This is a genomic window from Marinomonas phaeophyticola, assembly GCF_026966905.1.
Lineage (GTDB): Bacteria > Pseudomonadota > Gammaproteobacteria > Pseudomonadales > Marinomonadaceae > Marinomonas > Marinomonas phaeophyticola.
This window is the reverse complement of record NZ_JAPUBN010000016.1, coordinates 83,874-97,666: the sequence shown is the minus strand read 5'-3', so window position 1 is coordinate 97,666 and position 13,793 is coordinate 83,874. Positions and strand designations below refer to the sequence as shown.

The 13,793-nt window shown below is 40.8% G+C and carries 12 protein-coding genes; 6 read left to right on the top strand and 6 right to left on the bottom strand.

The features are described from left to right. The first annotated feature begins 223 nt into the window (after positions 1-223). Together O1D97_RS11025 and O1D97_RS11020 are read left to right on the top strand one after the other, a co-directional pair. The gene (locus O1D97_RS11025; protein WP_269125568.1) at positions 224-1,603 is read left to right on the top strand and encodes a glyceraldehyde-3-phosphate dehydrogenase; all 1,380 of its coding nucleotides are present in this window, start codon (positions 224-226) and stop codon (positions 1,601-1,603) included. Positions 1,604-2,002: 399 nt separating this feature from the next. Further along, positions 2,003-2,917 (top strand): LysR substrate-binding domain-containing protein, encoded by a 915-nt coding sequence (locus tag O1D97_RS11020; RefSeq protein ID WP_269125566.1) that lies wholly within the window; start codon positions 2,003-2,005, stop codon positions 2,915-2,917. Positions 2,918-2,927: 10 nt separating this feature from the next. Here the strand turns inward: O1D97_RS11020 and O1D97_RS11015 are convergent, their stop codons facing one another. The 3 genes from O1D97_RS11015 to O1D97_RS11005 all read right to left on the bottom strand — a co-directional run bounded on the left by O1D97_RS11015 (position 2,928) and on the right by O1D97_RS11005 (position 6,260). Further along, positions 2,928-3,704, bottom strand: a complete 777-nt coding sequence (locus O1D97_RS11015; RefSeq protein WP_269125564.1) for a TSUP family transporter — start codon at positions 3,702-3,704, stop codon at positions 2,928-2,930. 149 nt (positions 3,705-3,853) lie between these two features. Beyond that, a complete protein-coding gene (gene glpD, locus O1D97_RS11010) occupies positions 3,854-5,338 on the bottom strand; it encodes a glycerol-3-phosphate dehydrogenase (RefSeq protein ID WP_269125562.1) in 1,485 nt (494 codons plus the stop codon). Positions 5,339-5,495: 157 nt separating this feature from the next. Beyond that, on the bottom strand, positions 5,496-6,260 hold the full coding sequence (locus O1D97_RS11005) for a DeoR/GlpR family transcriptional regulator (protein ID WP_269125561.1): 765 nt from the start codon (positions 6,258-6,260) through the stop codon (positions 5,496-5,498). A 147-nt stretch (positions 6,261-6,407) separates the two neighbouring features. On the opposite strand from O1D97_RS11005, the gene glpK reads away from it, so the two are divergent. After that, positions 6,408-7,895 (top strand): glycerol kinase GlpK, encoded by a 1,488-nt coding sequence (glpK, locus tag O1D97_RS11000; RefSeq protein WP_269125559.1) that lies wholly within the window; start codon positions 6,408-6,410, stop codon positions 7,893-7,895. 124 nt (positions 7,896-8,019) lie between these two features. Further along, complete coding sequence (locus O1D97_RS10995) at positions 8,020-8,304, top strand: hypothetical protein (RefSeq protein WP_269125558.1); 285 nt, start codon at positions 8,020-8,022, stop codon at positions 8,302-8,304. A 47-nt stretch (positions 8,305-8,351) separates the two neighbouring features. On the opposite strand, the gene O1D97_RS10990 is transcribed toward O1D97_RS10995, so the two are convergent. The 3 genes from O1D97_RS10990 to O1D97_RS10980 form a co-directional block, all read right to left on the bottom strand. Further along, positions 8,352-8,867, bottom strand: a complete 516-nt coding sequence (locus O1D97_RS10990) for a DUF501 domain-containing protein (protein ID WP_269125556.1) — start codon at positions 8,865-8,867, stop codon at positions 8,352-8,354. Between the two features lie 5 nt (positions 8,868-8,872). Further along, positions 8,873-9,283 carry an energy transducer TonB gene (locus tag O1D97_RS10985; RefSeq protein ID WP_269125554.1) on the bottom strand — a complete coding sequence of 137 codons (411 nt, stop codon included), beginning with the start codon at positions 9,281-9,283 and terminating at the stop codon, positions 8,873-8,875. Positions 9,284-9,532: 249 nt separating this feature from the next. Continuing rightward, on the bottom strand, positions 9,533-10,951 hold the full coding sequence (locus tag O1D97_RS10980) for an aminotransferase-like domain-containing protein (protein WP_269125553.1): 1,419 nt from the start codon (positions 10,949-10,951) through the stop codon (positions 9,533-9,535). A 277-nt stretch (positions 10,952-11,228) separates the two neighbouring features. On the opposite strand from O1D97_RS10980, the gene O1D97_RS10975 reads away from it, so the two are divergent. Both O1D97_RS10975 and O1D97_RS10970 read left to right on the top strand, forming a co-directional pair. Next, positions 11,229-13,202 carry a methyl-accepting chemotaxis protein gene (locus tag O1D97_RS10975; RefSeq protein ID WP_269125552.1) on the top strand — a complete coding sequence of 658 codons (1,974 nt, stop codon included), beginning with the start codon at positions 11,229-11,231 and terminating at the stop codon, positions 13,200-13,202. Between the two features lie 67 nt (positions 13,203-13,269). Further along, positions 13,270-13,749 carry a peroxiredoxin gene (locus tag O1D97_RS10970; protein WP_269125550.1) on the top strand — a complete coding sequence of 160 codons (480 nt, stop codon included), beginning with the start codon at positions 13,270-13,272 and terminating at the stop codon, positions 13,747-13,749. Positions 13,750-13,793: the final 44 nt, after the last annotated feature.

Below are 13,793 nucleotides of genomic sequence, written 5' to 3'. Positions count from 1 at the left end.
TTACAACATTTACAGATCACTTCTTTCTTATACACTCGGTATTGGAGGTAAATGTAGTAAACTTTCTTATTTGTTTGTTTTGTTCCATTCATTTCTTGGTTATTACTTACCAAATATCTGATTTTATTGGTTTTTTGTAGCCTTTTTACAATTTGTCATGCGCCTAAATGGTAGGTAGACTCCACTCCATTGATACAACATAGAGACTCTTCAGGGGCGCACAATGACGAATACTTGGTTACAAACGCTTTCTCATGTGGAATCTTTGATTCCTATTCTTGGTAAACTTGGTCGTGAACAAGAGATTAAGGTTGCGCTAGCAGGCCAACCACTCATGTCTGATTCTGTAACAGCGTTAATGACTATTTTCGATCAATATCCAGAGATTGACCTTACTAAAGTGCTTCAAGTATTGATGGATTTACAATCAAGTCTTGTCCAAAATACGACAGTAGATTTGGAAAGTTTATTAGTTGAAAACGATGTAGAAGCTCTGATCGCTCAAAGTGCTTCCTCTCTAAAACAAGTTCCTGTTGTATTATATGGTTTTGGCCGTATTGGCAGACTGCTGGCACGCCGAATGTGTGCCTTGGGTCATACCACTCCGGGAATGAAGCTAGCCGCTATTGTTGTTCGTAAGGCTGGAGATAAAGATTTAAAGAAAAGGGCCAGCTTATTAAAGTTTGACTCTGTTCATGGTACTTACGATGGTGTTGTTAAGTCGGATGAAGAAGAGTCAACTTTGACTATTAATGGTCAAGCGGTAAAAGTGATTTATGCGTCTCACCCGAGTGAGGTTGATTATGAATCCTACGGTATTAGAGACGCATTATTGGTTGATAATACGGGGATGTGGCGAGATCATGATGGCTTAAGTGCGCATCTACAGCGTCCAGGTATCGATCGTGTCGTTCTAACGGCACCAGGCAAACAAATGAAAAACATTGTTTTTGGTGTTAACCATAATGATGTGGAATTAGATGATCGTATTATTTCTGCCGCTTCTTGTACCACCAATGCCATTACACCAATCTTATCTGTATTAGAAGAACAGTATGGAATTGAGTCTGGTCATGTGGAAACGGTTCATGCTTATACAAATGATCAGAATCTAATTGATAATGTACATAAAGGCGATCGTCGTGGACGTGCCGCGGCCTTAAATATGGTTATGACAGAAACAGGTGCTGCAAAAGCGGTTTCTAAAGCCATTCCGTCTTTGGAAGGTAAATTAAGTGGTAGTGCTATCCGTGTTCCTGTTATTAACGTTTCTATCGCTGTTTTAAGTTTAAGATTGGAAAAAGAAGTGACAGTAGAGCAAATTAACGCTTTATTGGAATCGGCTTCACAAACGGCTGAATTATCAGGACAAATAGGGTTCAGTGCTGAGGCCGATGCGGTTTCTTCAGACTTTATTGGCAGCCCTCAAGCTGGTGTGTTAGATTCCCTTTCTACTAAGGTTCGTGGTAATCAAGCGACCTTGTATGTTTGGTATGATAATGAATTTGGCTATAGCTGTCAGGTTGTGCGTTTGATGGAACAGCTTGTTCAACAATCCCTAGCGGTAGAAAGTAAAGAGACAGAGTCTTCCGTTGCTGCCTAAATCTAGCTAATCCAAATAAATAATTAAAAAGCGACTTTAAAAGTCGCTTTTTTTGTGGCTGGCTTTAATGAAGCCGAACTAAAAGGTTAGGCATAAAAAAACCGGACATAAAGTCCGGTTAAAACAAAAGCAACTAGTAAACGATAAGAATACACCTTGTGGGCGTTGTATTCTCTCCATTAAATGCTGTGGGGGCGGTTAATGGGCGCTATAGAAATGAGATTCTTTCTATTCTTACTAGTGTATCTAGGCGGCTGTTCGCCTAAACTTTAGATTGCAATTCTAAGTTATTTAAATTGACTTTCAAGCGATATGATTTAACGCTTTGGATTAATTTTGCTAATGCAAATAACCTCTATGCTATAGTTGTTTTTGATTTTTTAATTTAAGAGGTGATTGATGCGCCAGCTCCCATTATCTACTTTGTTTACCTTTGTTGTGGCTTCTAGGCATTTGAGTTTTACTAAGGCGGCAGAAGAATTGCATTTGACTCAAGGCGCTATCAGTCAGCAAATTCGACAACTGGAAAGTCGTTTAGGTTTTGAACTTTTCATTCGACATCATCGTCGTCTTGAATTAACGCAAAAAGGCATGCGCTTAGCCGTTAATTTAAATAAAAACTTTAATGATATTGAGGTCATCCTCTCTGAATTACAGTCTGAAGAGAGTGACACTATTTTGACTTTATCGGTTATTCCTTCGCTGGCAACGAAATGGTTAATACCAAGATTGGGGCGTTTGCAGGATGCGTACCCAGAATTGCAGTTGCGAATACAAGCCAGTGATAAAGATGTGGATTTTCGAAGGGATAAGATCGATGTGGCCATTCTCAATAGCCATTTACATAACGGTAAACATTTTTCTACACCTCTGCTTGTTGATAAGTTATTCCCTGTATGTAGCCCTGCTTTCGCTAAAGAACATAACTTGTATTTTCCTGACCAACTCGGAAAAGTGGCCTTATTAAATGACGATTCTGAATGGAAGTTTTCGACACCCTATGCTGAATGGGAAGGGTGGCTTGATCTTGCTGGCGTCAAAGGTGTTAATCCTGCAAGAGGAGTCAGTTTTAATCGTGGTGATCTGGCTGTGCAAGCGGCCATTGCTAGCCAAGGGGTGGCTTTGGGGCGCACGCCTTTGGTGATGGATGATCTGCAAGAAGGAAGGTTGGTTAGACCGTTTAATGAAGAGCTTGATATGGGGAACTGTTATTTATTTGTTTGCCCAGAAGAATATAGGTTACGTCCCTATATTCAAAAGTTACTGCAATGGTTGCAACTTGAGTGTGCTGAAAATGCGCCAACGCCAACTTAAAAAGACCCCATTATTTCCAATGTTCAAGAATGAGTTTAATTGAAATAGCTAAACACATAATAATGACTAAAGGGCGGATAAGGGCGCTGCCTTTGGTGATAACAAGCCGTGAGCCTATTTGAGCACCAACCCATTGCCCTACGCCCATTGCGATCCCTAGTCCCCAGATAATATTTCCAGTAAAGGCAAAAATAAATAAAGAGGAAACGTTACTGGTTGCATTCAGTACCTTCGTATGAGCCGTTGCGGTTATTAAAGAGGCGCCCATAAAACACAGGTAAGCGGTGGAGAAAAAAGCCCCTGTCCCCGGACCAATAAGGCCATCGTAAAAGCCTATGCTCGTGCCGATAAGAAGCGCAAAAGCGGTTTGGTTTAGGGATACTTTACTTGCGATGTAAGGTTGTACTTTAGGTAAAAAGAAAAAGAACAGGGCGACAAAAATTAAAATGGCGGGAATGGCTTTTATTAGAGCTTCACCATCCAAATATGACACCAGCAAGGTGCCGGTAATGCTGCCAATGGCTGTCATCAAAATGGCTAACCACATGCCAGAAAGTGCCACCTGACCTTTTTTGATGAAGTGAGCGGAAGCGGAGAGTGTACCTGCGCAACCTTGTAACTTATTGGTTGCTAATGCTTCAGCGGGAGAAAGTCCTGCGGCTAACAATACGGGGACGGTAATTAACCCTCCACCGCCCGCAATGGCATCGATTGCGCCGGCTAAAACCGCTACAGCAGTGAGTAGCAGGTACAGTTCAAGAGAAAAGCCGAGAAGTGCAATGTCCATTTTGTGAGCGTATCCTAATAAGCGAAAGAGGCGACTGAGAATATAAAAAAAACCACTAGGATCATAGATCTCTAGTGGTTATGTTGAGTATATAAGTCTTCACTAAAGTTGTGTAGATGGCAGCACTTTTTTATAGCCTCGTTTTCCGTTTATTTCGACTCTAGATAAGCCGTTAGCCTAGCCACTTCTGTATCGGTAAATTCAATACCGAGCTTTGTTCTTCTCCAAAGAATGTCTTTTGCTGTATGGGCCCACTCATGATCAACAAGATAGTCAACTTCTGCTTGGTATAGGGACTGGCCAAAGTCTTCTCCTAGTTCCTCTATACTTACTTTATCGGCTAAGAAACGTTCGCTTAAGGTGCCGTAACTATTGGCATAGCGTTTTGCTAGTGCTAGCGTCAAGAATGGATAACGCTGTTTTAGTGTGGCGGCATAATCACTTAGGCTGCCGTTTAAATTGCCGCCAGGTAGTGCTTCTTTATCTGTCCATGGGCTACCTAAGTTCGGATAGTACTTTTGTAAGTCTTCCATTGCTGACAAGGCAAGTTTACGGTAAGTGGTTATTTTTCCTCCAAAAATACTCAACAGCGGTGCTTTGCCATTTTCGTCAGCCACATGTAAGGTGTAATCTCGAGTGACAGCAGAAGCGTCGCTGGATTCATCTTCAAGTAATGGCCTCACACCAGAATAGTTCCACACAACGTCTTCTTTTGTGAGTTGCTTTTTAAAGTGTTTATTGGCAACTGATAAGATGTAATCGGTTTCTTCTTGAGAAATAGCGACTTTTGACGGGTCGCCTTTGTATTCCTCGTCCGTTGTACCAATAAGGGTATAGTTTTCACGATATGGAATAGCAAAAACGATGCGTTTATCTTCATTTTGCATGATAAAGGCGTTTGAGTCAGAGTAAAGCTTAGGAACAACAATGTGACTACCCTTAATCATACGAATACCATAGGGCGCTTTCTGTTTTAGACCTGTCTGGATGAAAGAGGAAACCCAGGGACCTGCCGCATTAACCAGCCCGTTTGCTGTAACGTGAATAATTTCATCCGAGTTTTCTTTTTGAAGTTCGATTTGCCATTTGCCATTTACTCGTTTTGCACCAACACAACGAGTACGATCTAAAATTTTGGCTCCGTGTTTCTGTGCTGATAAGGCGTTGAGTACAACCAATCTAGCGTCGTCAACCCAGCAGTCTGAATATTCGAACCCTTGTGTTATTTCGCTTTTTAATGGGCTGGCGGCACCATATTTTACACCTTTCGAACCGGGCAGGGCTTCACGCTTACCTAGGTGATCGTACAAGAAGAGCCCTAGACGAATCAGGAAAGCGGGTCTTAGATGAGGTCTGTGAGGCATTTGAAAACGCATTGGTGTCACAATGTGTGGCGCTATTTTTAATAGTACTTCGCGTTCACTCAATGCTTCCCTTACTAGGCGAAATTCATAGTGCTCTAAATAGCGTAAACCGCCATGTATTAATTTACTACTGTTGGATGATGTTGCGCTTGCTAGGTCGTTCATTTCGCATAGACCGACGGTTAAGCCTCTTCCGGCCGCATCTGCGGCGATACCTGTGCCGTTAATCCCACCACCAACAACAAAAAGATCGAAATGCGTACTAGACATCGTGCAACACCTATTAATTATCGAATTTGAATATGAATGTTCTAAAACGAACATTTTGTAAGGTGAAAGAGTAAACCAAGCGACGTGTATAAGCAAGAATCGCGTGAAAAACGACCAAAATTTGCTTAATTTATTATGTTTACTTCAAGACCGAATATTAAGGGCAGATCTCTAGGTCAATATTATTTTCGATTAGAAGTTTTTGGATCGCTTGTGGTGGTGCTTGATCCGTGAATAATCTATCTACTTGAGTAATATTTCCTAATCGAACGACGGCATTGCGACCGAATTTAGCGTGATCAGCCGCTAAAAATATGGTGCGAGAGTTCTTTATGATACTTTGTGCAACGCGAACTTCTTGATAGTCATAATCTAATAAAGAACCATCGTTTGGGTCGATGCCGCTGATACCTATGATGCCGTAGTCCACTCTAAATTGGCTGATAAAGTCGATAGTGGCTTCTCCCATGATGCCGCCGTCACGGGAACGAATTTTCCCGCCAGCAACAATGACGGTAAAGTCTTCTTTACTGCTAAGAATAGTCGCAACATTAAGGTTATTCGTGATGATTTGTAGGCCTGAATGCTGCAATAATGCCTTAGCGACGGTTTCTGTCGTGGTACCTATGTTGATAAACAAAGAGGCATTATCTGGGATTTCCGCCGCAATACGTTTCGCTATTGCATGTTTTGCATCGTGGCTTAAAACTTGGCGTTGAGCATAGGAAACGTTGCTGGTACTTGAATCATAACTGGCTCCACCATGATGGCGGCGAATTTGATTGGTTTTAGCAAGAGCGTTGATGTCTCGGCGGATAGTCTGAGGAGTCACTTTAAAATGAGCCGCCAAATCATCTATGCTTATGTAGCCTTGCTCTTGAACTAAAGAGACTATTTTCTCTTGTCGAGTTTGTTGACCCATTGAGTAAAACACTCCTAAATTTTTTTAACTTGCTATCATTGGCTGCAGTGGTTTTAATATGCAGTATTCAAACTTGAACATTTCATGTTCGAAAATAATAAAAATGAAACTTACTTAGTATATACGCAGCAATTAAGAGGCGACGATATGGCAAATTATATTCTGGCAATAGACCAAGGAACAACTAGTAGCAGAGCAATTGTTTTTGATGCTAAAGGAAAGCGCATTGGTCAAGCTCAAGAGGAATTTACGCAAATATTCCCTAATGATGGTTGGGTAGAGCATAATCCAGAAGAAATTTGGTCGTCTACCCTTTCTGTATGTGTAAAAGTGCTCAAGGATACAGGCTTACATGCTCAAGAGATAGCCGCTATTGGCATCACTAATCAGCGTGAAACTACACTGCTTTGGGATAAGGAAACGGGTAAGCCTGTCTATAATGCCATTGTGTGGCAGGATCGACGCACCAGTAAGTTTTGTCAGTCTCTAGTCGATCAAGACTTAAGCGATAAGGTACAAGCTAAAACTGGTTTGTTGATAGATCCTTATTTTTCGGCTACGAAAATTCGTTGGATACTGGATAATGTACCTGAAGCCATTGTATTAAGAGATAAGGGAAACCTTATGTTTGGTACTGTGGATTCGTTTCTTTTATGGCGTCTAACGAATGGCCAGTCTCATAAAACGGACGCCACAAATGCGGCTAGAACAATGGCTTTTAATATTCATTCGCAAGAATGGGATGAGGAGTTGATTGCCTTGCTTGGAATTGAAGGGGTTAATTTCCCCGAAGTCATGGATTGTAGTGCAGATTTTGGTGTCAGTGATGTCAATATCCTTGGTGCCGCGATTCCTATTACGGGGATGGCGGGAGATCAGCAAGCCGCTTTAATCGGACAAGCGTGTTTTGAACCTGGGATGGTAAAAAGCACTTATGGAACGGGCTGCTTTATGATTATCAATACCGGCGATAAGGCACTTAAATCTGAACATAAAATGCTCACCACGGTTGGTTATCGTCTAAATGGTAAAGTGACTTATGCATTAGAAGGCAGTATTTTTATTGCCGGGGCGGCGATTCAATGGCTGCGTGATGGTTTGAAGTTATTCACGGATGCAAAAGAAACAAAGGCACTAGCAGAAAGTGCAAATAATGATGACTCTGTTTACTTAGTGCCTGCCTTTACTGGTTTAGGTGCTCCTTATTGGGACCCTGATGCTCGTGGTGCAATGGTGGGGTTAACTCGAGATACCAGTGTGGCGGACATAGTCAGTGCTGGGTTGCGCTCTGTCTGTTATCAAACAAAAGACTTAGTTGGTGCGATGGAGCAAGATGGGGCTCAATTTAGCTCGCTTCGAGTAGATGGTGGCATGGTAATTAATGATCTTGTTGTCCAGTTCCTGTCTGATATCTTAGGTATTCGTGTCGAGCGACCTAAAGTAACGGAAACAACGGCTTTGGGCGCCGCTTTTCTTGCTGGTTTACATGTGGGTGTTTATCAATCAATAGATGAGATTTCTGAATTATGGCGTGTTGATCAAGTGTTTGATGTGAAAATGGATGAAGATAGACGCAATGCTTTGTATTCTGGTTGGTTAGAGGCTATTGGTCGTGTAAAAACAAAACCGGAGTAATATAGTCGTTAGTCAGTTTAGAGAGGCTTATGTTTATTTTTCTTTTTCTTGTTTGAAAAAACTTGTTTATTTGATCGGTTATATATAACTTTAATGGATATTTTAAGAGATAGGATTCTTATTCATGACAAATAAATTTGATGCAGTTGAACAAGACGACTTTATGAAGTTTGGTGCTGAAAGACCAAGCTACTTAGATATTGAAGATGCCTTATTATTACTAGGCGGTCATGGCGTAGCAGGGAATACATTTAAAAAAGAGGCTTTGAAGCTGGCAGGTTGGACTGGTGGCGCTTTAACTACCTATGCATCCCGACCAGTAGTTGCTGCCGCTGCTTTTAACAAACTTCGAGAAGGGCTTTCCCAAACAAAATCAGCAGATGAATTAAAAGCTTGGTTAAAGAAATAGTTAACAACATGATGAAAAAAGGACCGTTAAAGGTCCTTTTTTATTTTTCATTCAGCGTCAGCAATAGCTCGGATTCCGTATTCTTCATCTAATATTCGACCTATGACATTGTCTCCAGCGAGGTGATGTGCGTATTGCATGTGTAAACATCGAACTTGATCCCAATTAGCTATGCCTCCAATACCTAATTTTTCAAATAAACTTGAAAAGCCTCTGTCTTCAATTATTTTTTTGTGCTCTGGGGTCATGGCATCCCAGCGTCTTTGGATATAATCCCGGTGAGATTGATGGTGCGCGTCTCTTAACTCAGGATTATCTTTGATGCGTTGTTCTAACTCTTTCACGACACCTAGGCTTTCTATACGTGCAAGCGCTTTATCAATGGCCTTACTGGAAAGCCAATAAAGAGTAGGGAAAGGTTGATTAAAAACCCAACTTTCCATTTGCAATACTTGTGGAATGTTATTTGGTGAAGAGTGTGCGATAGCCGAAATACCATTAGGGTCACGACCGAGTTGTGAGCGTATGATGTCAAGTTGATCTTGACTAAGAACTGAATTCATAAAGATTAAATCGTAAAAGCTGGGAAGGATGCGGCAAACTTATTGATCCATTCTGCCGCGGCTTCGTTGTAGTTGAGGCGTCTGCCTTGTGTTTTTGCTTGGCGTCGATAATGCTCTATTTGAGATAACTGTTCGATCATTCGAACACAGAAGCAATCTTCTTTTTCTGGAAACTCGATAGCAATCTTAAAACTGTCTTGTTGATTATCACACCAAACAACCCTTCCTGTAACGCAGAAATTAGGGTCGATTTCTTTCAAGGTGATCTGTACCGCTTGACCCATTGCGTAAGCGCGTTTTGATTGCCACGTGATGCCAACAAAACCCACTCTATCAAAAGAAGTCTCAGGAAACATTCGATCATTAACTTCTTTAATTTGAAGTGGTATGTCTTGGGGATGATCAACAAATTCCATCACAAATGCCAGTAATTAAGATGATAATAAAACTATCGGCCGTTAGGGCGATTAATTTAAAAAAGAGTGCGAATTGTACGCTTTTTGCACTGTCTGTACAGGTTAAAATAAGTTTAATTTATAGAATAAATATAAGCTCATCTTATAATGAGTCTGTATTTTGTTTTTACCTTATTAGGGATATTACAAAATGAGGAAACTTGCCACTAATAAGTGACTTTTATTTTGTGACGATTAGTAAAAAAACCTTTATTTTTCTTGTTGTTGAGTTTGGCAAAGCTCCCCAATTTTCTTTATTGCCGTATCGGTTCTGTTATTCCAAGAGATCGCATAGCTAATTCTCAGGTGATGTGTGAATTTTGGTGTAATGCTAAACACCAGACCTGGAATGGTGCCAATTCCCTCTGACAGAGCGCGTTTGTGAAGTTCTAATGCATTAATATCTTTAGGAAGTGTAATCCATAATAAAAACCCTCCGGAAGGAGAGGAGATCGTGGTGCCTTCTGGGAAGTACTTGGAAATTAGGGCTCTACAACGGTGCAGATTTTCTTCATAGGCTTGACGTGTCTTTCTTAGGTGCCTGTCATAAGCGCCATTTTCTAAGAAATTAGCGATAGCTCTTTGAGTTAACGTAGGAATAGCGAGAGACTGAACGGATGCATAGTGCTCAATTCTTTCTTGTTGTAGCCCTCCAATGATCCAACCAACTCGGAATCCCGGAGCAATGCTTTTTGAAAAAGAGCTACAGTAAATGACGTTTTTATACTCTGTGTAGGATAATAAGGAATTCTCTCGTTTGTTTTCATAGCTTAATTCACCATATACATCGTCTTCAATGATGGTGGTGTTATGCTGGTGGCATATCTGTAATAACTTCTCACGACTGGCTTTTGCTAGCGAAGAACCTGTTGGGTTTTGATTATTGGGTGTTACCAAGCAAGCCTTTACATCCCAGTTATTTAACGCCGTTTCTAAGTGCTGTAAGTCGATACCAGAGTTTGGATGACAAGGAACTTCGATGGCCTGTAAGTTCAAGACATCAATGGCTTGGAGTATGCCATGATAGGTTGGTGTCTCGACGGCGACAGTGTCCCCAGCTTTAGTAACGGCTTGTAGGGCATGCATGATGGCATTTTGACAACCTAGAGTGATGGTAATATCACTAGGTTGAATTTTACAGCCAGAGTCCAGCATTCTAATCGCAATCTGTCTACGTAAACTCAGTGCGCCAGGGGTAAACTCATAAGCGGCGCAAATCTCTGGCTCTAGCCGCATGAGTCTTCCTACCGACCTTTGTAACTGCCTGATAGGTAAGAATTGACCTTCTGGAATAGCCGCGCCAAACTGGATAATAGAATCATCCTGCGATGTATGCAGTAGTTTATTAATTAGGGTTGGGACGGTATCTATTTTTATCGGTGAAGGGAGTGTTTCCGCCGACTTAGGACTAGGTAAAATATTTTGAACATAGTAGCCTTTCTGTGGTTGCGCTTTAATAACGCCACGATCTTCTAAAAGGCTATAGGCTTGTAGAATGGTTGCCACACTGACATTCAGTTGGCTGCTGCATTTTCTTACGGAAGTGATTTTTGTGCCAGATAAAAAAACACCATCTAAAATTTGTTGTTCTATTTGGTTGGCAATTTTTTCGTATAAAGGTTGTTCCATAAGTTTGCGGCACATATTTTGTATGGTGTATGGGAATGGAAATTTAACAGATTGAAGTGCTTAAATAAATTAAATGACCAAATGAACAGGATATAGAGACATTAGTAGTACAAAAGTTCGCTTTTTTATGTTTTTGAAATTACTATTTCATTCTAGCTAAGATTGTATACATTTGTTTTGTTTAATATAAAGTACTTTTTTATATGCTATGTTTTAATCGTTGTCGAGTGATCGTTTAACGGATCGTATTAATTGATTTGCCTTGAAGGGGTGCCTAATGTCTTTATCTGTAATACAACGAATCTTGAGCGGTTTTGCTGTTCTAGTGCTGTTAATAGTCGTTGTTGCCAGCGCGGGTTTCTTTGGGCTTAAGCAAGTTGAGGAAAAGCTTGATGTTGTCACCGGTGAAGTGGCAGACATTGTCATGACAAGTAATCAGGTTAAAGATGAATTAATGTTGTCTAATTCGATAATGTTGAGGTTTTTGCTGAGCAGCGATACTGATGAAATTAAATTGTTAGAAAATGAGTTCTCTTCTCGTAAAGATATGTTTATTGAGCGCTCTCAAAAGTTAGCTGGATTGATTAAAAATCGATCTAAAATGTCGTCAGAGTTGACTTTGTTAGAAACCGAGGCAAATAAGTTTTACAGTATTGCCCAGGCGGCTTTTGTTAATCATAAATCAATGATTGAGAATAATGCTGTTGTGTTAGAGAAAAAGCTGGATTTAAAGGATTCGATTTTATTTGCCATTGAAGATCTTCAAATATTAACGGAGTCTTCTGATTCTGAAGTTATGTTTGCGGCGATTTATATGACTACGCAAATGCAAAGTATGCAGGCAACAGTCAATGATTACTTTGATCAAAAGGATTTAGAATACCTCGACGTATTGTATACATCATTGGTGCGCTTGTTTGGTGATGTGCATAATAAAATGAAGCACGTACAAGATGAAAATATTGAGATTCTAATCCAAGAAGTTGAAGACGCGGTTATTCCTGATGAAGGTGTGATTATGCGTTATAGAAACTTCTTGGCGATGCAGGAAAAATCGGTTGAGAATGCTAAGCAGCTTTCAAATATAATGAGTGTGATTTCTCAGAATACAGATAATTTATTGTCATTAGCGGACGATGTTAGAGATGAGTCTCGTGACGACGCTTCGGGCGCAGCCGATTTCTCTAGATTACTGTCGTTCGCCATTGTGCTTATTTCAATCGCGATTGCGGCTCTTGTGGCTTTGTGGGTCAGTCGCAGTATCAAGCGTCCTTTAAGTGAGGTTATGTCTGTATTGGGTAAAATTGCTCAAGGAGACTTTACTAAGCGAGTAAAGGTGTCTTCTAAAGACGAGTTAGGAGAACTGTCTAATTGGGTTAATGATCTGGTTGATAGACTGGAAGGGGTGATGAAAGACATTAGTAAGGCCTCATCTGAAGTGTCTAGTTCGGCTCAAAATAGTTCTCGATTAGCAAATGAATCTAAATCTTTAATGAATGCACAGAATGAGCAAACGACGAGTGTTGCGTCGGCCATGACAGAAATGGCGGCGACAGTACAGGAAGTGGCGAAAAGCTCTGAAACCGCGTTGCGTCAAGTTCAGTTGGTGGACCAAAAGGCACTTGATAATAGGCACCAAATGGATGCCAATGTAAAAGAGATTGAAGTGTTGGTTCGTGAAATTGAAAGCTCTGCAAAAATGGTGAATGTACTAGATGAGCATTCCCAGAGTATTGGTAAAATTCTTGAAGTAATACAAGGTATTGCTGAACAGACGAACCTTCTTGCATTGAATGCCGCTATTGAAGCCGCTCGAGCGGGTGAGCAAGGGCGAGGATTCTCGGTTGTGGCGGATGAAGTTAGAACACTGGCAAATCGGACGCATAGTTCGACGGAAGAAATTCAACGTGTCATTGTTGAGTTGCAGAATGGTGTCAAAGGGACTGTTTCTAGCATGTCTAGAAGCTGTTCTAGCGCCTATGAAAGTGTCACCAAAGCTCAAGAAGTCGGTGTCTCATTGCAAGAAATGCAAGGTTTCGTATCAGATATAAGAGATTTAACTACGCAAATTGCAACGGCAGCAGAACAGCAGTCGGCGGTAGCAACAGAAATTAGCCAAAGTGTTCATCATATTGCTGATATGTCAGAGCAGGCATCACTAGCCGCAGTTAAAACGGCCCAAGATAGTGATGGCTTAGAAAAACTGGCGAGTCATCAACAAGATTTATTAAAACAGTTTACTATCCGTTAAATGTAGACTGTTCACGCTTTTAGATGAATAATCTAACCGTCGTGATTATTTAACTGGGAGAAAATCAGTGTCAATTCAGATTGGGGATATGTTGCCAATAGGTCAGTTTCAAATAATGGGGGAAAACGGACCTGAATTTATTAATGTAACGGATTTCTTTGCGGGTAAAAAAGTGGTGTTGTTTGCTGTTCCTGGAGCATTTACGCCAACTTGCAGCGTGAGTCATTTACCAGGGTTTGTTGCTCATGCAGATGCATTTAAAGAAAAAGGTATCGATGAGCTCATGTGCTTATCAGTAAATGATGTCTTTGTTATGGATGCATGGGGTAAAGCGAATAATGCCGAACATATTACTATGGCTGCAGACGGCCTCGCTGAACTGACTAAATCAATGGGGTTAGAGCTCGATATCTCAACGGCTAAAATGGGTATTCGTAGCCGACGTTACGCCATGCTGGTAGATAATGGTATTGTCGGTCAGTTATGGCTGGATGAACCTGGTGAATTTAATGTGAGTTCTGCAGAATACGTATTGAATCAACTATAAAACCGCGAAAGCGGTTTTTTTATGACTTGATAAAAGTGCTTGCT